At 73.2% G+C, this 23,215-nt stretch carries 24 protein-coding genes and 1 riboswitch; of the genes, 11 read left to right on the plus strand and 13 right to left on the minus strand.

What is annotated here, in order from left to right; all coding sequences use genetic code 11:
• Positions 1-127: 127 nt before the first annotated feature.
• On the plus strand, positions 128-484 hold the full coding sequence (locus ABZ818_RS23555; RefSeq protein ID WP_361417873.1) for a DUF6479 family protein: 357 nt from the start codon (positions 128-130) through the stop codon (positions 482-484).
• Positions 485-607: 123 nt separating this feature from the next.
• Complete coding sequence (locus tag ABZ818_RS23560) at positions 608-784, plus strand: hypothetical protein (RefSeq protein ID WP_361417876.1); 177 nt, start codon at positions 608-610, stop codon at positions 782-784.
• Positions 785-864: 80 nt separating this feature from the next.
• Here ABZ818_RS23560 and ABZ818_RS23565 read toward each other — a convergent pair whose 3' ends face one another.
• Positions 865-1,452: a hydrolase gene (locus ABZ818_RS23565; RefSeq protein ID WP_361417879.1), complete on the minus strand. Its 588-nt coding sequence runs from the start codon at positions 1,450-1,452 to the stop codon at positions 865-867.
• Between the two features lie 38 nt (positions 1,453-1,490).
• Positions 1,491-1,952: a MarR family transcriptional regulator gene (locus tag ABZ818_RS23570; protein WP_361417882.1), complete on the minus strand. Its 462-nt coding sequence runs from the start codon at positions 1,950-1,952 to the stop codon at positions 1,491-1,493.
• Between the two features lie 107 nt (positions 1,953-2,059).
• Here ABZ818_RS23570 and ABZ818_RS23575 point away from each other — a divergent pair, with 107 nt between their 5' ends.
• Positions 2,060-2,566 (plus strand): metallophosphoesterase, encoded by a 507-nt coding sequence (locus ABZ818_RS23575; RefSeq protein ID WP_361417885.1) that lies wholly within the window; start codon positions 2,060-2,062, stop codon positions 2,564-2,566.
• 396 nt (positions 2,567-2,962) lie between these two features.
• Here ABZ818_RS23575 and ABZ818_RS23580 read toward each other — a convergent pair whose 3' ends face one another.
• From ABZ818_RS23580 to ABZ818_RS23610, 7 genes are all read right to left on the minus strand, one after another.
• Positions 2,963-3,619, minus strand: a complete 657-nt coding sequence (locus tag ABZ818_RS23580; RefSeq protein ID WP_361417888.1) for an SRPBCC family protein — start codon at positions 3,617-3,619, stop codon at positions 2,963-2,965.
• A 15-nt stretch (positions 3,620-3,634) separates the two neighbouring features.
• The gene (locus tag ABZ818_RS23585) at positions 3,635-4,741 is read right to left on the minus strand and encodes an XdhC/CoxI family protein (protein WP_361417892.1); all 1,107 of its coding nucleotides are present in this window, start codon (positions 4,739-4,741) and stop codon (positions 3,635-3,637) included.
• Between the two features lie 2 nt (positions 4,742-4,743).
• Positions 4,744-5,871 (minus strand): VWA domain-containing protein, encoded by a 1,128-nt coding sequence (locus ABZ818_RS23590; RefSeq protein WP_361417895.1) that lies wholly within the window; start codon positions 5,869-5,871, stop codon positions 4,744-4,746.
• A 506-nt stretch (positions 5,872-6,377) separates the two neighbouring features.
• Positions 6,378-7,253: a MoxR family ATPase gene (locus ABZ818_RS23595; protein ID WP_361417898.1), complete on the minus strand. Its 876-nt coding sequence runs from the start codon at positions 7,251-7,253 to the stop codon at positions 6,378-6,380.
• Positions 7,254-7,268: 15 nt separating this feature from the next.
• Positions 7,269-8,123, minus strand: a complete 855-nt coding sequence (locus ABZ818_RS23600) for a xanthine dehydrogenase family protein subunit M (protein ID WP_361417901.1) — start codon at positions 8,121-8,123, stop codon at positions 7,269-7,271.
• A complete protein-coding gene (locus ABZ818_RS23605) occupies positions 8,120-10,513 on the minus strand; it encodes a xanthine dehydrogenase family protein molybdopterin-binding subunit (protein WP_361417904.1) in 2,394 nt (797 codons plus the stop codon). The genes ABZ818_RS23600 and ABZ818_RS23605 overlap by 4 nt, the downstream gene beginning before the upstream one ends.
• Positions 10,510-11,016, minus strand: coding sequence for a (2Fe-2S)-binding protein (locus ABZ818_RS23610; protein WP_361417907.1), 507 nt, complete (start codon positions 11,014-11,016; stop codon positions 10,510-10,512). Before ABZ818_RS23610 ends, ABZ818_RS23605 begins: the two co-directional genes overlap by 4 nt.
• A 254-nt stretch (positions 11,017-11,270) precedes the next feature.
• Here ABZ818_RS23610 and ABZ818_RS23615 point away from each other — a divergent pair, with 254 nt between their 5' ends.
• Positions 11,271-13,241 (plus strand): translation factor GTPase family protein, encoded by a 1,971-nt coding sequence (locus tag ABZ818_RS23615; RefSeq protein WP_361417910.1) that lies wholly within the window; start codon positions 11,271-11,273, stop codon positions 13,239-13,241.
• A 370-nt stretch (positions 13,242-13,611) separates the two neighbouring features.
• Here the strand turns inward: ABZ818_RS23615 and ABZ818_RS23620 are convergent, their stop codons facing one another.
• The 3 genes from ABZ818_RS23620 to ABZ818_RS23630 form a co-directional block, all read right to left on the minus strand.
• Positions 13,612-14,841: a glycosyltransferase gene (locus ABZ818_RS23620; RefSeq protein WP_361418088.1), complete on the minus strand. Its 1,230-nt coding sequence runs from the start codon at positions 14,839-14,841 to the stop codon at positions 13,612-13,614.
• A gap of 107 nt (positions 14,842-14,948) precedes the next feature.
• Positions 14,949-15,797, minus strand: a complete 849-nt coding sequence (locus tag ABZ818_RS23625) for a bifunctional 5,10-methylenetetrahydrofolate dehydrogenase/5,10-methenyltetrahydrofolate cyclohydrolase (protein WP_361417913.1) — start codon at positions 15,795-15,797, stop codon at positions 14,949-14,951.
• 20 nt (positions 15,798-15,817) lie between these two features.
• Positions 15,818-15,903, minus strand: a riboswitch (ZMP/ZTP riboswitch).
• Positions 15,904-16,136: 233 nt separating this feature from the next.
• Entirely contained in the window at positions 16,137-16,325 is a 189-nt protein-coding gene (locus ABZ818_RS23630; protein ID WP_361417916.1) for a hypothetical protein, read from the minus strand.
• A 173-nt stretch (positions 16,326-16,498) separates the two neighbouring features.
• On the opposite strand from ABZ818_RS23630, the gene ABZ818_RS23635 reads away from it, so the two are divergent.
• The 7 genes from ABZ818_RS23635 to ABZ818_RS23665 all read left to right on the plus strand — a co-directional run bounded on the left by ABZ818_RS23635 (position 16,499) and on the right by ABZ818_RS23665 (position 21,736).
• A complete protein-coding gene (locus ABZ818_RS23635) occupies positions 16,499-16,645 on the plus strand; it encodes a hypothetical protein (protein ID WP_361417919.1) in 147 nt (48 codons plus the stop codon).
• A 135-nt stretch (positions 16,646-16,780) separates the two neighbouring features.
• On the plus strand, positions 16,781-17,866 hold the full coding sequence (locus tag ABZ818_RS23640; protein ID WP_361417922.1) for an S-(hydroxymethyl)mycothiol dehydrogenase: 1,086 nt from the start codon (positions 16,781-16,783) through the stop codon (positions 17,864-17,866).
• Positions 17,866-18,495: an MBL fold metallo-hydrolase gene (locus tag ABZ818_RS23645; RefSeq protein ID WP_361417925.1), complete on the plus strand. Its 630-nt coding sequence runs from the start codon at positions 17,866-17,868 to the stop codon at positions 18,493-18,495. Before ABZ818_RS23640 ends, ABZ818_RS23645 begins: the two co-directional genes overlap by 1 nt.
• 171 nt (positions 18,496-18,666) lie before the next feature.
• A complete protein-coding gene (locus tag ABZ818_RS23650) occupies positions 18,667-19,581 on the plus strand; it encodes an SDR family oxidoreductase (RefSeq protein WP_361417928.1) in 915 nt (304 codons plus the stop codon).
• A 172-nt stretch (positions 19,582-19,753) separates the two neighbouring features.
• Positions 19,754-20,560 (plus strand): SDR family NAD(P)-dependent oxidoreductase, encoded by an 807-nt coding sequence (locus tag ABZ818_RS23655; RefSeq protein ID WP_361417931.1) that lies wholly within the window; start codon positions 19,754-19,756, stop codon positions 20,558-20,560.
• Positions 20,561-20,698: 138 nt separating this feature from the next.
• Positions 20,699-21,394, plus strand: a complete 696-nt coding sequence (locus ABZ818_RS23660) for a L,D-transpeptidase family protein (protein WP_361417934.1) — start codon at positions 20,699-20,701, stop codon at positions 21,392-21,394.
• A 156-nt stretch (positions 21,395-21,550) separates the two neighbouring features.
• The gene (locus ABZ818_RS23665) at positions 21,551-21,736 is read left to right on the plus strand and encodes a hypothetical protein (protein ID WP_361417938.1); all 186 of its coding nucleotides are present in this window, start codon (positions 21,551-21,553) and stop codon (positions 21,734-21,736) included.
• 58 nt (positions 21,737-21,794) lie between these two features.
• Here ABZ818_RS23665 and ABZ818_RS23670 read toward each other — a convergent pair whose 3' ends face one another.
• Positions 21,795-23,174, minus strand: a complete 1,380-nt coding sequence (locus tag ABZ818_RS23670; protein ID WP_361417941.1) for a S1 family peptidase — start codon at positions 23,172-23,174, stop codon at positions 21,795-21,797.
• Positions 23,175-23,215 lie beyond the last annotated feature (41 nt).

Genomic DNA, 23,215 nt, shown 5'->3' on the forward strand with positions numbered 1-23,215 from the left:
ATGCGGATGTTTCGGACGTATCGCTCATCGGCGGCGAGGCTACCGCCCTGCCCCGCGACCGGGCCCGCGCCACGCCCTCGCTGGCTCGGCACGCCATCGGCCGGGCGGGCCCGGGGTCCCGCCGGCGATGGACGCCACCTGGTACGAAGCAGCCGGCGCCGGCTCGGCCGCCGGGATCGCCGTTGGCGGTCTGGTGATCGCGGCAGTCCTGGTGTGGGCCGTCCGGCTCGGCATCAGGGTCAAGCAGGGCGAGCCGAGGACTCCCTGGGGCGGCGAGCGTCCGACGCTGCCGGAGTCCGGGCCGGTGCACGAGGTCCGCCGGCGGCGCGCGCCGGCCGAGGTGCCCCGCGCCGAGGAGGCCGGCCGCCGCCTGACCCCGCACGAGCTCGGCTCATCCGGCAGGCGCAGCGAGGACCGGGCCCGCCCGCGCTGGGACGGGGGCTCCGGCGGCACGTTCGGCAGCAGGGACTCCGGTGGCGGGTGACCAGGGGCGGGGTGCAGGTCAGGGTTTTACCGGGGCCGTTTCCGGGGACTCGGTCCGACTGGAGCACGGCGTTTTGGAGAGAGCCGCTCCACAGCACCTGACGCAGAAGGAAGATGAAGCGTCGTGACCGCGCACACCAGCGAGAAGCACCATGTCCGGCACCCCGAGACGGGCTGGGCGCAGGCCCGCCGTCCGCGGGAGGAGGGCGTGCGCACCTGCCTCCCCGCGCTCGAGGACCGCGGCGGCCCCCAGCAGGACCGCACGGGCAACGAGTCGAACATAGTGCGGGGTGAGGACTGAGCCGCCGGGTCCGGGTGAGGGCCCCGGGCCATGGAGTCCGGGGAGACGGTCGATGAGGTGGCGTGGAGCGCCTCGCCGCGTCAGCCGTGCGTCTTGGCCAGCAGTTCGAGGACCTCGGCGGTGGTGCCGGTCTCGCCCAGACGCGGGAAGATCCGCTCCACACTGCCCCGGTGGGCCTCGGCGTCCATGTCGCTCATGGCGTCGGTGGCCAGGGTGACGTGGTAGCCGTGCTCGTGGGCGGCGCGGGCGGTGGACTCCACGCCGATGCTGGTGGCGATGCCGGCCAGCACGATCTGCGTCACCCCGCGGCGGCGCAGTTGCACATCGAGGTCGGTGCCGTGGAAGGCGCCCCAGTTGTGCTTGGTGACGGTGATGTCGCCCGGGTGCCCCGCCAGCTCGGGAAGAATCACGTCCCAGCCCTCCGGACGCGCGCCACCGCCCGGCCGCACCGCCTCGGTGCGGCCGGGCGGCACGTCGCCGAAGTCGGCGGCGAAGGAGACCCGGACCAGGACGACGGGCAGGTTCCTGGCGCGGAAGGCGTCGGCGAGCCCGACCGTGCGGGAGAGCACCTCGGCGCCGGAGTACGGGACGGTGGGCGCGGCGACGATGCCGGCCTGGAGGTCGATCACGACGAGTGCGGTGCGCGGGTCGAGTGCGGTGAGTGCCATGGGGGGGCAGGCCCTTCGGGGGGTGAACGTGCCGCTTGTCAGGGTCGGGTCAGCCGTTCCAGCAGGGCGAAGGCCTCGAGGAGCGTTTCCCGTTCGGCCTCGGTGTAACGGTCCTGCAGGGCCCGGGTCAGCCACTCCCCGCGGCTCTGCCGGTCGCCCGCGATGCGCTCGCGGCCCCCCTCGGTCAGGGTGACGAGCTGGCGCCGTCCGTCCTCGGGGTCGGGGCTGCGCAGGATGAGCCCGTGCCGCTCCAGGGCGGCGAGCGTGGCGGCCATGGACTGCGGCCGGACCCCCTCGGTGGCGGCCAGCGCGCTGGCCGTGGCGGCGCCGTGCTTGCCGACCAGGGTGAGTGCCGACACCTGCGGCGGAGTCAGGTCCTCGTCCCGCGCGACCTCACGGATTCGGCGCCGCAGCCGGCTGAACACCACCCGCAGGTCGCGGGCGGCGCGCGCGGCGGAGGCGGAGATGCCCGGCGGTACCTCGTCGGCCTTGTGATCCATGACAGCACCGTAGAACCGCCCCGACGGAACTGTCCAGTCTGGACTGAACAGTTTCGGCTGAAGATCCGCGCCGGGCGCCGCCGCGGCCCCCGCAGTACGCTGACCTCGTGCGTCTGCTGCTGATGTCCGATACCCATCTGCCCAAGCGCGCCAAGGAACTGCCCCCGCGGTTGCTCGCCGAACTCCCGCACGCCGACGTCGTCTTCCACGCCGGGGACTGGGTCGACGCCGCCACGCTCGACCTGCTGGCGAGCCGCAGCCGCCGCCTGATCGGCGTGTACGGCAACAACGACGGCCCCGAACTGCGCGCCCGCCTGCCCGAGGTGGCCGAGGCCGACCTGGACGGGCTGCGCATCGGCGCCGTGCACGAGACCGGACCGGCCCAGGGCCGTGAGGCCCGCTGCGCCGCCCGCTTCCCCGGCCTCGACGTCCTGGTCTTCGGCCACAGCCACATCCCCTGGGACACCACCGCGCCCTCCGGTCTGCGCCTGCTCAACCCGGGCTCCCCGACCGACCGCCGCCGCCAGCCCCACTGCACCTACATGACCGCGACCGTCACCCGCGGCCGTCTGACCGACGTGGAACTGCACCGGCTGCCACGCCGGACTCCGTGACGCACCCGTGCCACGCGATGCCCCGCGACGGCGTGACCACGCAGGAGGGCAGCCCCTGACTCAGGGGCTGCCCCGGGGTCACTCTTCCCTTTCTCGTTTCCGACTTCTCGGCGAGATCCGGGCCGCGCGATGGGTGGCGGCGGCCCGGGCGCTACGAGTGTGCGCTTTCACGGACCTCCTTCCCACTGGGATGTGCGGCACATGTGCTGCGGAGGCCATGCATGCCTCATCCGTTGATGGCGCGCGTACCCTTCCCGCACCGCCTCACACCACCGAATCCGGAAAACCCGCGAGAAACCCCAAACAAGTCGGAACAGCAGGTCACAGTGGCAACGAGGGGCTGATCGAGGCTCACGGGCACCCTCCGTACCGTAAGAAGAGTCGAGCGGCCGTCCGTCAGCGGCGCCGGAGCCGGCGAACGCCCACGACCAGCAGCGCCACCGCGAGGGCCGCGCCGACCGCCACGGCGGCACGCTTGGCGACCGGTACTCCTGCGGTGCGCAGCAGATCCAGCGGCTCCGGCTCCGCGTACCGCGCCGCGTGCTCCGCGGGCTCCTCGGGCACCTCCGTCGGGGCGCTCCCGGCGGCGTCCTCGGCGGCCACGGGCGGCGTCTCGGCGAGCCGCTGCGAAAGACAGTCGGCGAACTGCCCCACCAGCCGGTCCCCCACCTCCGCCAGCACTCCGCGTCCGAACTGCGCCGGGCGGCCGGTCACGGTCAGATCGGTCCGCACCGCCACCGCCGTGCCGCCGTCACGCTCCTGGAGCGTGCCCGTGACGGTGGCCCGCGCCGTGCCCTGCCCGCGCGTCTCCCGGCCGCTGGCGACGAGGACCATGCGGTGCGCCGTCTCGTCCTGCTCCTCGAAGACCGCCGTCCCCTTGTACGCCACCGTGATCGGCCCCAGCTTGACCTTGACCGAACCGGTCACGGTCTTGCCGTCGTACTCCTGCACGGTGGCCCCCGGCAGGCACGGCGCCACCCGCTCGATGTCCAGGAGCGCCCGCCAGGCGTCGTCGACCGGCACGGGTACGGTGAACTCGTGGTTCAGTTCCATGACGTCTCCTCGTCCTCAGGCGGAGCCGGTCGCGTGGATGGCTCCGGCGGTCGCGGTCAGGGGCGTACCGGTGCCGCCCCAGCGCAGCGCGACGATCTCGGCCGCGACGGACACGGCCACCTCCTCCGGGGTGCGGGCTCCGAGATCGAGACCCACCGGGGAGCGTAGCCGGGCGAGTTCGTCCTCCGTCAGGCCGGCGTCGATCAACCGCTCCAGCCGGTCGCGGTGGGTACGGCGGCTCCCCATCGCGCCGATGTAGGCGGCGGGTCGGCGCAGCGCCTCCTCCAGCAGCGGCACGTCGAACTTCGGGTCGTGGGTCAGCACGCAGATCACCGTGCGCTCGTCGGTGTCCGTGCCGTGCAGATAGCGGTGCGGCCAGTCCACGACCACCTCCACCCCCTCGGGGAAGCGTTTCGGCGTGGCGAACACCGGGCGGGCGTCGCACACCGTGACGCGGTAGCCGAGGAAGGCGCCGATACGGGCCACCGCGGCCGCGTAGTCGATCGCGCCGAACACCAGCATCCGCGGCGGCGGGGCGAAGGAGTGCAGGAACACCGTGACGGCGTCCTCGCGGCGCTCGCCGCGCGCACCGTAGTGCCTGAGTCCGGTGGCACCCTGGGCGAGTTCGCCGCGGGCGTCGGCGGTCACCGCCACGTCCAGGCCGGCCGCGCCCAGCGTGCCCGCCACCGTGTGTGGCCACACCGCGAGCGTCGCCCCGCGCGGGGCCGGTCCGTCGATCACGGTCGCCATGGTCACCGGGTCGCCCGCGGCGACGGACGCGGCGACCGCGCCGAAGGCCGGGTCGGACTCCTGGGTCACCTGCCTGACCAGCACGGAGATCTCACCACCGCAGGTGAGCCCCACCGCGAACGCGTCCTCGTCGCTGTAGCCGAAGGTCGCCACCCGTGCCTCGCCGCCGGCCGCGACCTCCTGGGCCAGGTCGAACACCGCCCCCTCCACGCACCCCCCGGACACGCTCCCCACCACCTCGTCGTCCGGCCCCACGGCCATCGCCGCACCGGGTTCGCGCGGCGCGCTGCGACTGACCGTGACGACGGTGGCGAGGCCGAACGGCACCCGCGCCGCGTACCACCGCTCCAGTACCGGAAGAATGTCCCGCACGCTCAGCTCCTCTCCCACGACCCCGGCGCCTGGCCGGCCGCGTCCGTACCGGCGCCCTGCACCACCGCCGCCAGACGCTCCAGCGCGGCCAGGCTGTGACCCTCGACGAAGTCGTCAACGCTGGGCAGCGCCGCCGCCATACCGGCGGCGAGTGGCGCGTAGCCGGGGCGCGCCTTGCGGGGATTGGACCAGATCACCCGGTGCGCGAGCCGGTGCAGGCGCCGCATCTGGGCGGCGAGCAGGTGCGGGTCGCCGCGCTCCCACCCGTCGGACAGCAGTACCACGACGGCGCCGCGCGCCATGCCCCGCTGGCCCCAGTGGTCGAGGAACTCCCGCAGCAGCTCACCCAGGCGGGTGCCCCCGCGCCAGTCGGGCACGGCCTCGGCGACCGCGGCCATGGCCAGGTCCGGGTCGCGGTGCGACAGCTCCCGGGTCACCCGGGTCAGCCGCGTGCCGATGGTGAACACCTCCGTGCGCCGCCCCCGGGCGGCGGCGTGCGCGAACCGCAGCAGGGCGTCGGCGTAGGGCCCCATGGATCCGCTGACGTCGACCAGCAGCACCACCCGCCGCGGCCGCTCCGCGCGCGCGTGCCGCCGCAGCGCAGGCTCGCCGCCCAGCCGGAGCAGTTCCCGCACGGTGCGGTGCGGGTCGACGTCCCCGCGCCGGGCCGGCCGTCGCCGCGCGGTGCGCCGCGGCTGCCCGCGCAGCGCCAACGCGGCGAGCAGCCGGCGCACCTGCGCGCGTTCCGAGGGGTCCAGCTCCGCCACGTCGCGGTGGCGCAGCACCTCGGCGGAGCTGGCGAGCGTCGCGGTGGGCGGCCCCTGCCGCTCCTCGCCGGGCGACCCGGTGCGCGACCCGCCGGGCGCCTCCCGCAGGACCGGCCGAGGCCGGGGCGGGGGCGTGGTCCGGGCCGGGCGGGCCGGTGTCCCGTCGGTGCCGAAGTACGCGGCGAACACCCGCTCGTAGCGTTCCAGGTCGTCCCGGTCCCCGCACAGCGTCACCCGGCCCGCCCAGTACACGTCCGTCCGCAGCCCGGGACGCAGGGCGTCCACCGCCCGCAGGAAGGCATGCACCCGCTCGGCGCTCGCCGCGACCCCGGCAGCCCGAAGCGCCCGCGCGAACCCCAGCAACGCGGCATCGCCCCCCGGCCGACACCCTTCACCACACCCACGGCTCGCGACGTTCGCGGCGGTACGGCTGTCGGGCTGGTGCTTCCGCGGGGCCGGCGTGTTGCCTCGGCTGTCGGGCCTGTTGGGTCCGGGGTCTTCGCCGCGTCCGTCGGCCTTGGCGTCCGTGCTGTGCCCTGCGCCGGCGTCCGCGGTGGTACGGCTGTCGGGCTGGTGCTCCCGCGGGCCCGGCGTGTTGCTTCGGCTGTCGGGCCTGTTGGGTCCGGGGTTTTCGTCACGCCTGCCCGTCCTGGCGTTCGTGCTGTGCTCTGCGCCGCCGTCCGCGGTGGTACGGGTGTCGGGCCGGTGCTCTCGCGCGTCCGGCGGGTTGCTCCGGTCGTCGGGCCCGCTCGGACCAGGGTCTTCGTCACGCCAGCCCGTCCTGACGTTCGCGCTGAGCCCCGCGCCGCCGCTCTGGGCGGCGCCTACGCGTACCTCGGGGTGTCCCCGTCGTTCCCCGATCACGCCGATCACGCTCCTCGTCCCGCGAGGACCGCCGCGAAGTCCAGACCGCGGGCCCGGTCCGTGTCCTCGCGGTACTTCAGCACCGATCCCAGGGTGGCCACCGCCAGCTCCGCGTCCACCTCGTTCGCCCCGAGGGCGTCCAGGGCGCTCGCCCAGTCCAGGGTCTCGGCCACGCCAGGCGGCTTGAGCAGGTCCTCGGCGCGCAGGGCCTGCACCAGCGTGGTCACCTGCTCCGCGAGCCGCGCCGACACCTGCGGCAACCTGCGCCGGACGATGGCGAGTTCGCGGCCGAAGCCGGGATGGTCGAACCAGTGGTACAAGCACCGCCGCTTCAGCGCGTCGTGCACCTCGCGGGTGCGGTTGGAGGTCAGGACGACCACCGGCGGCACCTCGGCCCGCAGCGTGCCCAGCTCCGGAATCGTCACCTGGAACTCCGACAGCACCTCGAGCAGGAACGCCTCGAACTCGTCGTCGGCCCGGTCGATCTCGTCGACCAGCAGCACCGACGGCTGGGTCTGCAGAGCCCGCAACAGCGGCCGGGCGACCAGGAACCGCCGGTCGTACAGCTCGCGCTCCAGCCGCTCCGCGTCCCTGACCCCGGCGGCCTCGGCGGCCCGCAGATGCAGCAGCTGACGGGGGAAGTCCCAGTCGTACAAAGCTTGGGAGGCGTCGATCCCCTCATGGCACTGGAGCCGGATCAGAGGCGCGTCGAGCGCCTCGGCGAGGGCGGAGGCGAGCGCCGTCTTGCCGACGCCCGCGTCGCCCTCGCAGAAGACCGGCCGGTGCAGCCGCAGCGCCAGGAAGCAGGCGATGGCGAGCCCGTCGTCGACGAGGTAGCCGGTCTGCTCCAGACGGAAGCGCACATGCTCGGGGCTGTCCATGGAAGTGATCGGCGCTCACCCCATCCCGGCGGCGGCCAGGACCGCCCGCTTGGTCAGCACCCGCGCGAGGTGCGCCCGGTACTCGGGTGAGGCCGACGCGTCCCGCGAGGGCCGGGTGCCCTCGGCCGCGGACTGGGCCGCCCGCGCCACCGCGTCGGCGTCCCCGGCACCGGCCAGCGCCTCCTCCGCCGCAGCGGCCCGCAGCGGGGTCGCGCCCATGTTGGTCAGCCCGATCCGCGTCTCCGCGATGCGCCCGTCGTCGCGCCGCACCAGCGCGGCCACACCGACCATGGCCCAGGACTGCGCCACCCGGTGGAACTTCTCGTACCGGTATCCCCAGCCCTCCCGCTTGGGCACCCGCACCTCCACCAGGAGCTCGTCGGGGGCCAGCGCGGTCTGCAGATAGTCGGCGAAGAACTCCCGCGCCGGGATCGTGCGCCGCCCGCCGGGCCCCTCGGCGACCAGTTCGGCGTCCAGGACCAGCGCCACCGCGGGCAGGTCCCCGGCCGGGTCGGCGTGCGCGAGCGAGCCGCCGAGGGTGCCCCGGTGCCGTACGGCGGGATCGGCGACCGTCTCGGTGGCCTCGGCCAGCAGGCCCGCGTGCCGCCGCACCAGCGGGTCGTGGACGACGTCGTGGTGCGTGGTCAGCGCGCCGATGGCGAGCGTGCCGCCGTCCTCGCGGACCCCGCGCAGCTCGGGGATCCGCCCGATGTCGACGACGAGTTCGGGAAAGGCCAGCCGCAGCCGCAGCAGCGGCAGCAGGCTCTGCCCGCCGGCCAGCACCTTCGCGTCCTCGCCCGCGTCGGCGAGGGTGCGCACGGCCTCGTCGACGCTGGTCGGGCGGGCGTAGTCGAACGCGGGGGGAATCATGCCGAGCCCTCCTTCTGCGCCGACCGCGCCGGCGGGGCGGACCGTACGGCCTCCCAGACCCGCTCGGGGGTGCACGGCATCCGCACGTCGTGCACGCCCAGCGGGCGCAGCGCGTCCACGATCGCGTTGACGACGGCGGGCGTCGAGGCGATCGTGCCCGCCTCGCCGACGCCCTTGGCGCCGAGCGGGTTGGAGACCGCGGGCGTCTCGGTCCGGTCGGTCACGAACTCGGGCAGGTCCGCCGCCGACGGCACGAGGTAGTCGGCCATCGTGCCGGAGACCAGGTTGCCCTCCGTGTCGTACACGGCCTCCTCGTACAGCGCCTGCGCGATGCCCTGGGCCAGTCCGCCGTGCACCTGCCCCTCGACGATCACCGGGTTGATCACCCGGCCCACGTCGTCCACGCAGACGTAGGAGCGGATACGGGTCTGTCCGGTCTCGGTGTCGACCTCGACCGCGCACAGATGGGTGCCGTGCGGGTAGGAGAAGTTCTCCGGGTCGAGCAGGTACTCGGAGTTGAGGGTGGGTTCCATGCCGTCGGGCACGTCGTGCGAGGTGAACGTCTCGAAGGCGATCTCCTGGATGGTCCTGCGCGCCTCCGGCGAGCCCTTCACCGAGAACACGCCGCCCTTGAACTCCAGATCGTCCTCACTGGCCTCCAGCAGGTGCGCCGCGACCTTCCGCGCCTTGTCCACCACCTTCTCTGCGGCGCGGTGCACCGCCGACCCGCCCACGACCAGCGAGCGCGAGCCGTAGGTGTCCATGCCCTGCGGGGCCGTCTGGGTGTCGCCGTGCAGCACCTCGACGTCCTCGAACGGCACGCCCAGCACGTCCGCGGCGATCTGGCTCCAGCAGGTCACGTGCCCCTGCCCGTGCGGGCTGGTGCCGGTGACCACCTCGACCTTGCCGGTGGGCAGCATGCGGATGCTCGCCGCCTCCCAGCCGCCGGCCGAGTACCTGAGGTCCCGCAGCACCCGGCTCGGTGCCAGCCCGCACATCTCCGTGTACGTCGACACGCCGATGCCCAGGCGCACGCCGTCCCCGCGCTCGTTGCGCTTGCGCTGCTCGGCGCGCAGGTCGTCGTAGCCGAACAGGGCGAGCGCCTTGTCGGTGGCCGCCTCGTAGTTCCCGCTGTCGTAGGTCAGTCCCGCGATGGAGGAGTACGGGAACTCCTCGTGCCGGATCCAGTTCCGCCGCCGCACCTCCACCGGGTCGAGACCGACCTCGGCGGCGAGTTCGTCCATGGCCCGCTCGATGGCGTACGTGGCCTCCGGGCGCCCGGCGCCGCGGTAGGCGTCGGTCGGGGTGCGGGTGGTGAACACTCCGGTGCAGCTGAACTCGTAGGAGTCCATCTTGTAGATCCCCGGGTACATGAAGGCGCCCAGGAGCGGGGTGCCGGGAGTGACCAGCATCAGATAGGCGCCCATGTCGGCGATCAGGTCGACCTTGAGACCGAGCAGCCGGCCCTCGCGGGTCGCGGCGATCTCGATGTCCTGGATCATGCCGCGGCCGTGGTGGGTGGCCAGATAGCCTTCGGAGCGGGACTCGGTCCACTTCACCGGCCGTCCCAGCCTGCGCGCGACCTCGACCGCGACGGCCTCCTCGCCGTACACCTGGAGCTTGGAGCCGAAGCCGCCGCCCACGTCGGGGGCGATCACCCGCAGCTTGTGCTCGGGTACGCCGGTGACCACCGAGAGCATGATCCGCAGGATGTGCGGGATCTGCGTCGACGAGTACACCGTGAACTCCCCGGAGGCGGCCAGCGGAGTGACGACGACCGCGCGCGGCTCCATGGCGTTGGGGATGAGGCGCTGCTGCCGGTAGCGGCGCTTGAGGACGACGTCGGCGCGCTGCCCGACCGCCTCGAAGTCCTCGCCGGTCCTCAGCGGCCACACATAGGCGCGGTTGGTGCCCTTGTCGGCGTGGACCAGCGGGGCGTCCTCGGCGAGCGCCTCCTCCAGGTCCAGGACCGGCGACAGGGGCTCGTAGTCGACCTCGATCGCCTCCAGCGCGTCGGCCGCCGCGTACCGGTCGCGGGCCACGACGACCGCCACCGGGTCACCGGCGTGGCGCACCTCGTCGACCGCGACCGGCGGATGGTCCGGCAGCACCATGTCCTCGGTGACCGGCCAGGCGCAGGGCAGCGACCCCAGTCCTCCGGCGAGGTCGCGACCGCTGAAGGCGGCGACGACGCCGGGGCGTTCGAGGGCGGGGGAGACGTCGATCCGTTCGATGCGGGCGTGCGCCATGGGGCTGCGCAGGATGGCCAGGTGCAGCAGTCCGGTGACGGTGATGTTGTCGGTCCAGTTGGTCTGCCCGGTGATCAGCCGGGCGTCCTCCTTGCGGAGCCGGGCCCTGCCGACCTCGCGTTCGACGGCCTGGTCGGTCATGCCGTCACCTCCTGGGCGGACCCGGTCCGCTCACCGGAGGCCGTCTCCCCCTCGGCGACGGCGAGCACCGCGCGGACGATGTTCTGGTAGCCGGTGCACCGGCACAGGTTGCCCTCCAGCGCCTTGCGCACCTCGTCGGAGTCGGGGTGGGGGTTCTCGCGCAGCAGATCGCGCGCGGCCATGATCATCCCGGGGGTGCAGTAGCCGCACTGCAGCGCGTGCCGCTCGTGGAACGCGCGCTGCAGCTCCGTCCACTCGCCGTCCCTGGCCAGTCCCTGGACCGTGGTCACCTCGCCGCCGTCCGCCTGGACGGCCAGCACCGTGCAGCTCTTGACGCTCGCGCCGTCCAACTCGACCGTGCAGGCTCCGCAGTTCGACGTGTCGCAGCCGATCGGGGTACCGGTCAGTCCGAGGCGGTCGCGCAGATAGTGGACCAGGAGCAGACGGGGTTCCACCTCGTCCTCGTAGGCCGTGCCGTCCACCGTGACCGAGATGTGGGTCATGTTCCCTCCGGGGGCCATATGGGCGTGGGTGGGGGAAATGTCGTCGACCGTGTGGTGTACGTCACTCTATGGCCGTGTCGAGGTGGCGGCGAGTGCTGCGACAGGCTTTGTTGACCGTTAATCCATTGCCCCGGCGTTCCGGCTCTGCTGCACTGCACGTCACCACGCCGTCACCGAACGAGGAGCATCCATGCGCACAGCGTCCATGTCCACCCCGGAAGGAATCCCCGCCATCAAGAAGGACATGACGCCCGGTGCACTTGCTCAACCTCGGCATTCTCGCGCACGTCGACGCGGGTAAGACCAGTCTGACCGAACGGCTGCTGCACTCCGCGGGGGTGATCGACGCGCTCGGCAGCGTCGACGCCGGCAGTACGCGGACCGACACCCTCGCGCTGGAGCGGCAGCGCGGTATCACCATCAAGTCCGCCGTCGTCTCCTTCCCGGTCGACGACGTGACCGTCAACCTCATCGACACTCCCGGCCACCCCGACTTCATCGCCGAGGTGGAGCGGGTACTGGGCGTGCTCGACGGCGCGGTACTCGTGGTCTCCGCCGTCGAGGGCGTCCAGGCGCAGACCCGCGTCCTGATGCGCACCCTGCGGCGGCTGCGCATCCCGACCCTGCTCTTCGTCAACAAGATCGACCGGCGGGGCGCCCGGCAGGAGGAACTGCTGAGTACCGTCGCCCGGCGGCTGACACCGGCCGTCGTGCCCATGGGGCGGGTGACGGGAATCGGCGCCCGCGAGGCCCGCTTCGTGCCCGGCCTCGGCCCGTCCGCGCCGGACGTCCTCGCCGAGCACGACGACGACCTGCTGGCCGCGTACGTCGACGGCACCCTCCGCGGCGTTCGCCTGCGCGCCGCCCTCGCCGCCCAGACCCGGCAGGCGCTCGTGCACCCGGTGTACTTCGGCTCCGCGATCACCGGTGCCGGAGTGGACGCGCTGGTCCGCGGCGTCAAGGAACTGCTGCCCGCCGCGGGCGGCGACCCCGACGGGCCCGTCTCGGCCACCGTGTTCAAGGTCGAGCGAGGCCTCGCGGGGGAGAAGGTGGCCTATGCGCGGATGTTCTCCGGCACCCTCCGGGTACGGGACCGCGTGCCCTACGGCGGCGCCCGCACGGAGGACAGGGTCACCGCGATCGGCGTGTTCGACCACGGCACCGACGTCCGTGCCGACGCCGTGTCCGCGGGCCGCATCGCCAGACTGTGGGGCCTGGCCGACATCCGGATCGGCGACACGGTCGGCGAACCCGGCAGGGCCCACGAGCACTTCTTCGCGCCGCCGACCCTGGAGACCGTCGTCGTACCGGGCCCCGGCGTGGGCGGCGGGGCCCTGCACCTCGCGCTCACCCGGCTGGCCGAGCAGGACCCGCTGATCGGGCTGCGCCACGACGAGGGGCGGCAGGAGACCTCCGTGTCCCTGTACGGGGAGGTGCAGAAGGAGGTCCTCCAGGCGACGCTCGCCGACGAGTTCGGGCTGCGTGTCACCTTCCGGGAGACCACCCCGCTGTGCGTCGAGCGGCCGGTGGGCACGGGTGCGGCCGCGGAGTTCATCAAGAAGGACGGCAACCCCTTCCTGGCCACCGTCGGGCTGCGCGTCGACCCCGCGCCGGCGGGCTCCGGGGTGGACTTCCGGCTGGAGGTCGAGCTGGGCTCGATGCCGTACGCCTTCTTCAAGGCGGTGGAGGACACCGTGCGCGTGGCCCTCGGGCAGGGGCTGCACGGCTGGCAGGTCACCGACTGCACGATCACCCTGACCCACTGCGGCTACTGCCCCCGGCAGAGCCACGCCCACCAGGGCTTCGACAAGAGCATGTCCAGCACCGGGGCCGACTTCCGAGGCCTGACCCCGCTGGTGCTGATCGAGGCGCTGCGCCGCGCGGGCACGTTGGTCCACGAGCCGGTGCACCGCTTCCGCGTCGAGGCCCCGGCGGACACGCTCGGCGCCCTGCTGCCGGTGCTGTCCGCACTGCGGGCCGTGCCGCGGACGACCGTCAGCCACGGATCCGTGTGCCTCCTGGAGGGCGGCGTCCCGGCCGCCCGGGTGCACGCACTGGAGCAGCGGCTGCCGGGGCTGACCCGCGGCGAGGGGGACCTGGAGAGCGCCTTCGACCACTACGCACCGGTCACGGGCGACACGGTCCCCGAACGCCCACGCACCGACCACAACCCACTGGACCGCAAGCAGTACTTCCTCAACCTGACACAACGGGCGGGGCGATGACGCCGGCCCGCCCGTGGTTGCCCACGCCCTTGCGCCCGCTCGCCGGGGTCGTCCTTCGCCCGCTCCGGAGCGCACCGGACGCCTCGCGGCCGGCGATGCGGACCGTTCCTCGACCAGGGGCCGCCGCAACCCGGCGGCCCTAGTTTAGTGCTGCGACCGGAAAGGTTCACCGGCTCGCGACGTCCGGCACGGCTCCCCCAAGCTCTTCGAGCAGGGGGTACTCCCACGCCGCGTTGTCGCTTCACCCGAGTACATCCAGTACGCGGGTGACGCTCCGCCTTGCGATGCTCCCCCACAGCCTGAACGGCGTGGGAGGTACCCGCAGCACCGGACGCCGCGAGCCTTCCGGCAAACCTTTCCGGTCACAGCCCTAGCGTGCGAGCTGTTCGACCGCGTTCAGTACCGGGGCGAGGCCGTTTTCCTCGCGGATCCGGGCGCCCAGGGCCCGTGCCCGTTCACGATGTCCGTGGCCACGGGTGGCGCGGACCAGGGCCGCGGCGAGGTTGTCCGCGGTGAGGCTGCGCAGCGGGACCGAGCAGGGTGCCACGCCGAGGCCGACGAGACGATCGGCCCAGAAACCCTCGTCGAACTGCACGGGCACGGGCACCGCGGGGACGCCGGCCCGCAGCCCGGCCGCGGTCGTGCCCGCACCGGCGTGGTGCACCACGCCCGCCAGCCGCGGGAACAGGGCCGAGTGCGGGACCTCGCCGATGGTCAGCATGTCCTCGCCGGACGCCTCCAGCCCGGCCCAGCCCCGCTGGACCACACCGCGCAGTCCGGCCCGGCGCAACGCGCGCACGATGGTGTCGCTGAGCCGCCCGGGGTCGGGCACGGTGGCGCTGCCCAGCCCCACGTAGACCGGCGGAGGGCCCCCGTCGAGGAAGTCCCACAGGCTGTCGGGGAGTTGGGTGTAACGGTCGTACGGCCACCAGTACCCGCACACCTGGAGCCCACTGCGCCAGTCATGGGGCCTGGGCACCACGAGCGGGCTGAAGCCGTGGTACACCGGCCGGCGCTGCCCCCGGCGGATGCGGCGGCCGGTGCCCGCGCGGGCGGGCGGCAGCCCCAGCCGGGTCCGCACGGCGGGGACGGCCGCCGAGAAGACCCGCTCCACGGCCAGGTTCACTCCATGTCCGGCGAGGCGGTTCGCAGCTCCGCCCCAGTGTCCGCCGCCCAGCAGTGGAGGAGCGAACTCCCTTGTGGGGGAGAGGGGTTGCAGGTGGGCGCCAATACTGGGCAGGTTCATCGCCTCGGCGATGGCGTGCCCGACCGGCCCGAGCGAGCCGGCGAGCAGCAGTACGTCGCTCTTCTCGGCCGCCGCGATCAGATCGTCCGTCATCCGGGCGATGGCCGCCCGCACCAGCCCCACGGCCCGCACCACCTTGCCCGTGCCGGAGGCGCTGCGGTGGAGTCCCCGGCCACGCGAGGACTCCAACTCGGCCCGCGGGTCCACCGGCAGTGGGTGGAAGCCGAGGCCCGAGCCCGCGACCAGCGGTTCGAAGCATCCGTGCGTGACCAGGGTGACCTCGTGACCCGCGAGAGCCAGGCCGTGCCCCAGTCCGGTGAAGGGGGCGACGTCGCCCCGGGATCCCGCCGTCATGATCGCTACGCGCACGACGGCCAGTATGGCCGCGAGGCCGCCCGCCGCCGGTGAACGACCCGAGGGGTGTCGGTGCCTTCACTCCTGCTCCGGCCCCGGTGCGCCGCTCACACCCCGAGCTGCCGGGCGGCGGCCGTCACGGTCTGCTCCAGCAGCGTGGCGATCGTCATCGGGCCCACCCCACCGGGCACCGGAGTGATCAGCGAGGCCCGCTCCACGGCGGAGTCGAAGTCGACGTCGCCGACGTTGCCCGGGTTGTAGCCCGCGTCGATCACCACGGCGCCGGGCTTGAGGTCCTCGCCGCGGATGAGCCGGGGCCGGCCCACCGCGGCGACCACGATGTCCGCCTCGCGCACGGCGGCCGGCAGGTCCGCGGTCCGTGAGTGGCAGTACGTCACCGTCGCGTCCCGCGCGAGCAGCAGCATCCCCACGGGCTTGCCGAGGATCGCGCTGCGGCCCACCACGACGGCGCGCCGGCCGCGCAGTTCGACGTCGTACGCGTCCAGCAGCCGCAGGATGCCGCCGGGTGTGCAGGACAGGAACCCCGGCAGACCGAAGCTCATCGCCGCGAACGAGGCGCAGGTGACCCCGTCGACGTCCTTCTCGGGCACGATCGCCTCGAACGCGGCCCGCTCGTCGACGTGCTCGCCGACGGGGTGCTGGAGCAGGATGCCGTGCACGGCGGGATCCTTGGACAGCGACCGCAGCGTGTCGACCAGTTCCTCGGTGGTGGTCGCGGCCGGCAGTGCCACATGGCGGGATTCGATGCCGGCCTTGCGGCAGCGGTTCTGCTTCATCCGTACGTAGGTGACGGAGGCGGGGTCCTCACCGACCAGCACTGTCGCCAGACAGGGCGCCGTACCGGTGCGCTCGGTGAGTGCGGTGGCCTTCCGCGCGGTCTCCTCGACGACACGGCGGGCGAGCGCGGTGCCGTCCATCGGACGGGCCTGGGACATGGTCCACTCCTGGGCGTTCGGGGAATTGCCCAGGCGCGCGGCTCACGACTCTGCGTGGGCCGCTCCCCGGTGGTGCTCCACCTCAGCGCCAGTCACGGCCCCGCCTCACCCTAACCGACACGGCCCGCCGCGGCCGAAGGCCGCGCACTGCCGTACGGCCCGGACGCGGCCTCGCCCCCCGCAGCAGCGAGCGGACCAGCGCGGCGGACGCCAGGTGGGACACCGCGCGTGCCGGGCCCGGCGGGCGCGACCGCGTGGAGCGGGACCGGCTCAGGCCGGCGCGGGCCGAGAAGGTCCGGGTCAGGCAGGAGCTGACCTGGAACCTTGCGGCTCTTCCGCTTATGCGTCCCATGCCTGGATCAGTATCTGCTCGGCGATCCGGCCGTCCCGCAGCAAGACCATGGACTCCGCGAGGACCCGGCCGCCGTCCGCGTACCGGCAGGACTCCACGCACGCGGCACGGACGCCCTGCACGATGCCGCGGCGGAGCGTGTCGGTGTCGAGGGCGGGGCTTGCCGAGGTGGACATGACGACTTCCTACAAGGGCCGCGGCCCGGCGAGGAGCGGGCCGCGGCGGGCCTCACGGTTCGAGACTCCTCCGCCCCGGCGGGCGCGGCAAGCGCGGTCCGGGCGCTGCGCCTGACGGGTGAGCGCGGCCGCGGGCCCGTGTCCGGGCGGGCCCGGAGGGAGTTGCCGAGGGCATGATCTGCACTCGACGCATCGTCGCCGCCGTCGGACTCGCCGTCTCGGTCACGGGCCTGACCGCGCTGCCCGCGAGCGCCGCGGGCGCCCCGTCCGTCGGCGGGCTCCAGCCCCTCCGTCTGCTGGTTCCCGCCGTCCAGCACTGACCTTCCGCCCCGCGGGCCGGGCGCCGGTGCCTCGCCCGCCCGTCCCCGCAGATCAGAGGCCCCCTCGGTGCCCTTACCGATCAGTCGGACGTAGGGTCGGGGGACGTACACCGCTCGACGGAAGGGACCACCACCATGGCGCAGGAAGTGCGCGGCGTGATCGCACCCGGCAAGAACGAACCGGTGCGGGTCGAGACGATCGTCGTGCCGGACCCGGGGCCGGGAGAGGCCGTCGTACGGATCCAGGCCTGCGGCGTCTGCCACACCGACCTGCACTACAAGCAGGGCGGAATCAACGACGAGTTCCCGTTCCTGCTCGGCCACGAGGCCGCCGGCGTCGTGGAGTCGGTCGGCGACGACGTCACCGACGTCGCGCCCGGCGACTTCGTCATCCTCAACTGGCGGGCCGTGTGCGGCAAGTGCCGCGCCTGTCTGCGCGGGCGGCCCTGGTACTGCTTCGACACCCACAACGCGCGGCAGCGGATGACCCTGACCGACGGCACCGAACTCTCCCCGGCGCTCGGAATCGGCGCGTTCGCCGAGAAGACCCTGGTGGCGGCCGGTCAGTGCACCAAGGTCGACCCGTCGGTCTCCCCGGCGGTGGCCGGGCTGCTGGGCTGCGGCGTGATGGCCGGCATCGGCGCGGCGATCAACACCGGCAACGTCGGCCGCGGCGACTCGGTCGCCGTCATCGGCTGCGGCGGTGTCGGCGACGCGGCGATCGCCGGGGCGTTCCTGGCGGGCGCGGCGAAGGTCATCGCCGTCGACATCGACGACCGCAAGCTGGAGACCGCCCGCACCATGGGCGCCACGCACACGGTCAACTCCAAGGAGAACGACCCGGTCGAGGCCATCCGCGAGCTGACCGGCGGCTTCGGCGCCGACGTCGTCATCGAGGCGGTCGGCCGCCCCGAGACGTACCGGCAGGCCTTCTACGCCCGTGACCTGGCCGGCACGGTCGTCCTGGTCGGCGTGCCGACCCCGGAGATGAAGCTGGAACTGCCGCTGCTGGACGTCTTCGGACGCGGCGGGGCGCTGAAGTCGAGCTGGTACGGCGACTGCCTGCCCTCCCGGGACTTCCCGATGCTCATCGACCTGCACCTGCAAGGACGCCTGCCGCTGGACAAGTTCGTCACCGAGACCATCCAACTGCACGAGGTGGAGAAGGCGTTCGAGCGGATGCACCACGGCGACGTGCTGCGCTCGGTGGTGGTGCTCTGATGGCCGCCCGCATCGAACGCCTCGTCACCTCCGGGCAGTTCACGCTCGACGGAGGCACCTGGGACGTCGACAACAACGTGTGGATCGTCGGCGACGACCATGAGGCCGTCGTCATCGACGCCGCCCACGACGCCGAGGCCATCGCCGCGGCGGTCGGCGACCGCCGGCTGACCGCCATCGTGTGCACCCACGCCCACAACGACCACATCGACGCGGCCCCGGCGCTCGCCGACCTCACCGGCGCGACGATCTGGCTGCACCCCGACGACCTGCCGCTGTGGAAGATGACCCACCCGAACCGGGACCCCGACGAGCACCTGGTCGACGGGCAGGTCATCGAGGCGGCCGGCGCTGATCTGAAGGTCATGCACACGCCCGGCCACGCCCCGGGCGCGATCTGCCTGTACGACCCCGGACTCGGCGTGGTCTTCACCGGCGACACGCTGTTCCAGGGCGGTCCCGGCGCCACCGGTCGTTCCTACTCCCACTTCCCGACGATCATCGACTCGATCCGCGACCGCCTGCTGACGCTGCCGCCCGAGACGAAGGTCCTCACCGGCCACGGCGACCCGACCACCATCGGCGCCGAGGCCCCGCACCTCCAGGAGTGGATCGCCCGCGGGCACTGAGGCAGGAGAACCGAGCCCGGAGCCCGGGTGGCGGGCCGCACGAGACCGGAAGGCGCTCGTGCGGCCCGCCCGCGTTTCACCGTTTCCCGCGCCGAAAGGCGACAGAAGGTGTCCGGTTTCCCCGGCACCCTCGATGACGGCATCGACGGAAGACACATCGGGAGGTCGGACATGCCGGGCCCACTGGAAGGCAAGGTCGCGCTGGTCGCGGGGGCGACACGGGGAGCGGGCAGGGGAATCGCGGTGGAGCTCGGCGCGGCCGGCGCCACCGTCTACGTCACCGGACGCACGACCCGCGCCCGCCGCTCGGAGTACGACCGCCCCGAGACCATCGAGGACACCGCCGACCTGGTCACCGAGGCGGGCGGCCACGGCATCGCCGTACCGGTCGACCATCTCGAGCCCGACCAGGTCCGCGCCCTCGTGGACCGCATCGCGCGCGAGCAGGACCGTCTCGACGTCCTCGTCAACGACATCTGGGGCGCGGAGCACCTCTTCGCGTGGGACACCCCGGTGTGGGAGCACGACCTCGGCAACGGACTGCGGTTGCTCCGGCTCGCGGTGGAGACGCACGCGATCACCAGCCACCATGCTCTGCCGCTGCTGTTGCGTCACCCCGGCGGCCTGGTGGTGGAGATGACCGACGGCACCGCCGAGTACAACCGGGACACCTACCGCGTCAACTTCTTCTACGACCTCGCCAAGGCGTCCGTCCTGCGCATGGCCTTCGCACTCGGCCACGAACTCGGCCCGCGCGGCGCCACGGCGGTGGCCCTCACCCCCGGCTGGCTGCGCTCGGAGCTGATGCTCGACCACTTCGGCGTCCGTGAGGACAACTGGCGCGAAGCCCTGGACAGCGTCCCGCACTTCGCCATCTCCGAGACCCCGCGCTATGTGGGCCGCGCCGTCGCCGCCCTGGCCACGGACCCGGACGTGGCCCGCTGGAACGGCCGTTCCCTCTCCAGCGGCGGCCTCGCCCAGGACTACGGCTTCACCGACCTGGACGGCAGCCGCCCCGACGCCTGGCGCTACCTCGTCGAGGTCCAGGACGCGGGCCTGCCGGCCGACCCGACCGGCTACCGCTGACCGGCCCCGCCGAACCGACCGGTTACCGCTGACCGGGCCCCGCCGAACCGCCGCTCCTCCCGGTCCACCGGCCACGTCGCCGACACGAGCCGGGAGTTGCGGAAGTCGCGGGAGCGAGGACATACCGCGCGCTGACTGCCCGAGACGCCCTTCGTGGAAGTAGGTTCGGCGCATGACGGACAGTGGGCGGTTCGACGGACACGGGGTTCTCATCACCGGCGCGGGCCGGGGCATCGGCGCGGCCACCGCGCGCAGGCTGGCCGAGGAGGGGGCCGGGGTTTTGGTCACCGACCTGGACGGGGACGTGGCGGAGCACACGGCGGCGGCGCTGCGCGAGCGCGGACTCACGGCGCGGGCACACGCGTTGGACGTCGCGGACCGGGACGCGGTCCAGGCGGCCGTGGACCTGGCCGTCCAGGCCTTCGGATCCCTCGACGTCCTGGTCAACTGCGCGGCCCACTGCACGCCCGACACCCCGCTGTTCGAGGACGACCCGGAAGCGGTGTGGGCCCGCGACCTCGACATCACCCTCACCGGTGCCTACCGCTGCTGCCGCGCCGCCCTGCCCCACCTGGCGGCGGGCGGCAGGGGAGCGATCGTCAGCATCGGCTCGGTCAACGGCGTCCAGGACTTCGGCAACCACGGCTACAGCGCGGCGAAGGCGGGGCTGGCGTCGCTCACCCGCACCCTCGCCGGACACGCCGCCTCCCGCGGCGTCCGCGTCAACCTGGTGGTGCCGGGCACGGTCCGCACCTCGGCCTGGGAGGGACGGGAGGCCGAACTCGACCGGGTCCGCGGCCTGTACCCGCTGGGCCGGATCGGCGAACCGGAGGACATCGCCGCCGCGGTGGCCTTCCTCGCCTCCCGCGACGCGGCCTGGATCACCGGCACCACCCTGACCGTCGACGGCGGCCTCACCGCGGTCAACACCGCTTTCCGCGCGGCCGTTCAGGAGGAGCGGGAAGAGGGGGACACCTGAGCGGTCCCGGCTCCGGCCGCGTCCGCCGGGGAGCGTGTCACCGTTTCGTCTCGGCACGCGCCCCCTTGCAACCGATGTGCCCCGCCACGGGTCTAGGTGTCGGGAAGTGCCGGAACGCACCTAGGGGGCAAGGCCGTTATGAAGGAAATCGGCAGGCGGGGAGCGGTCGTACTGGGCGTCACGGGACTGGTGGCGCCGCTCACGCTCGCGCTCGGTACCGCACCGGCGCAGGCGGCGAGTTGCACGACGCAGGCGGGGCCGTACCAGAAGCAGGTGGAGAAGTTCCTCGGGCGGCCGGTCGACGGACGGCAGTCGGCCGCCGACTGCAAGGCCATCCGGGCCTTTCAGAACAAGCACGGCATCACGCCGAACATCGGCTACGCGGGTTCCGTCACCTGGGGCGTGATGAACCTCATGAACAAGCAGAAGGCCGTCGGCAAGAAGCCCAACAAGAGCGGCAAGTGCCCGGTGAACAAGGGCCGCATAGCCTGTGTCGACCTCACTCTCCAGCTCAGCTGGATACAGGACGGCAGCCGGCTCGTCTACGGGCCGGTGCCGGTGCGCACGGGACGCAAGGGCTACACGACCCGCACCGGCCTGAAGAAAATCTACTGGCGGGACATCGATCACGTCTCGACCCTCTACAACGTGCCGATGCCCTACAGTCAGTTCTTCGACGGCGGCCAGGCCTTCCACTCCGTCGGTCTGAGCATGTGGAACCCGCCGGGCTCGCACGGCTGCGTCAACATGACGCCGAAGGACGCCAAGAAGTACTGGTCGCTGCTGAAGAAGGGCGACGACGTGTTCGTCTACGGGCGCAAGCCGGGCACCTGACGGTATGGGCATGGGCACGGGCACGGCCGACGCCGCGAGCCGTCGGCCGAGTGTGAACTCGCGCCGGTGACCTGCCGAATTGACGTGATGAGCGACACGGTCCGATATGTCCGCATCGCTCGTACTTATTCACAGCGCCTTCACGTCCGGCGGCATATGCTTCACGGCATGTCCACCAGTGTTGAACCCGTCTCCGAGCGATCGGCCGCGGAGGTCAACGAGGAGATCCGGGCGTTGTGGCTCAGGTCGGGCGGGATACTGACCACCGAGCAGCGCGAGGAGTACCAGCGCCTGGTGATGGAGTGGGCCACGGCCGCCCCGCACTCCGACAAGGCGGCCTGAGCCGGCTTCGACCTCTGCCCTCCGCCGTCGGTCCGGCCTTCGCCATCCGTGCTTTCCGTCAGCTCCATGTCGCCGAGTAGTACCTCCGGTAGGCCTTGCGGTCCCGTTCCGCACGGATCCAGCGGGTGGCCACCAGGGCGATCAGACTGCCCCCCATGATCAGAAGACCCGGGCCGACGTTTCCGGGGTCGGAGAGCCGGGAGAGCACCGCGGTCCCGTCGGCGCTGCCGGTCACCGGCGCCGCGGAGCCGGGGGAGGCCGCGCCGGGGGTGATGGCGCTGTGGGTGGCCGGGGCGGACGGCTCCGCGCTCTGCCCGGTGCCCTGCCGCGCGTCGGTCACGATCAGCCGCACGTCGAGCGCGGACAGCGCCTTGGTGACCGGCTGGAAGAACGTCGTACCGCCCCTTGTGCAGTCGCCGCTGCCGCCCGAGGTCACCCCCAGGGCGATCCCCTCGGAGAACAGCGGACCGCCGCTGTCACCCGGCTCGGCGCACACCGTGGTCCGGATGAGACCGGTGACGGTGCCCTCGGGGTAGTTCACGGTCGCGTCCAGGCCGGTCACCTCGCCGTCGCGCAGCCCGCTCGTGCTGCCGCTGCGGAACACCCGCTGTCCCACGGCCGGATCGCCCGCCCCCGTGATCCGTACGCCGTTGCCGCCGCCGATCGCCACCACGTCGGCGCCCTGGCCCGCGCTGCCGGAGTCGTACCGCACCAGCGAGAAGTCGCCGCCCGGGAAGGAGCCGGCGACCGTCCTGCCGAGCTGTTGGTCGCCCTGGCCGTCGGCGAACCAGAGGGAACCGGTGGGCCCGCAGTGGCCCGCGGTGAGGATGAAGTCGGTCCGCCCGTCGGTCACGTTGAAGCCCGCCGAGCAGCGCCCGCCGGTCGACAGGATGGGCTGCGCCCCGTTGAGACGGGTGGTGAAGGCGCCCTCGGTGCGCTCCATGCGCACAAAGTCGCCGATCTTGCCGGCGACCTCGGCCATCCGGGCCCAGTCGGCGGCGGAGACCGTGCTGTCGCCCTCGACCGTCACCCGGTTGGCGCGGTAGTCCATCATCCAGGCCGTGCCGGCCACCCGGGGCGCCGCGCGTAGTGTCGCGGTGGCCGCCTTCAGCTCGTTCATGCTGTGCCGCACGACCTTCGCCTCGGCGCCCGCCCGCCGTACCTCCGCGGCCGCCCGCTCGTCGGTCACGGCGACCACCGGGCGCCCGTCGGAACCGATCCAGTTGCCCGCCGTGCGCGAGGTGCCGAGCCGGGCCATCAGGTCGGCGCCGGACGTGCCGGGTGTGCCGGCCGGCCCCGCGGAGCCGCGCGCGGCGGAGGCGCCGGGAGGCTCGCTCGCCATCGCCGCCTGCGCGACCATCGCTCCTCCCAGGAGGAGTCCCGCGACGGCCGTCAGCCGTGTCACCCGCCGGACGACCCGTCGTCGTGCGTGCCCCATGCATGGCTCCCGAACCCGAACGCGCGGTCTCAACACCGCGG

Origin of the sequence: Streptomyces sp. NPDC047453, from assembly GCF_040643155.1 — a bacterium.
Taxonomy (GTDB): Bacteria; Actinomycetota; Actinomycetes; order Streptomycetales; family Streptomycetaceae; genus Streptomyces.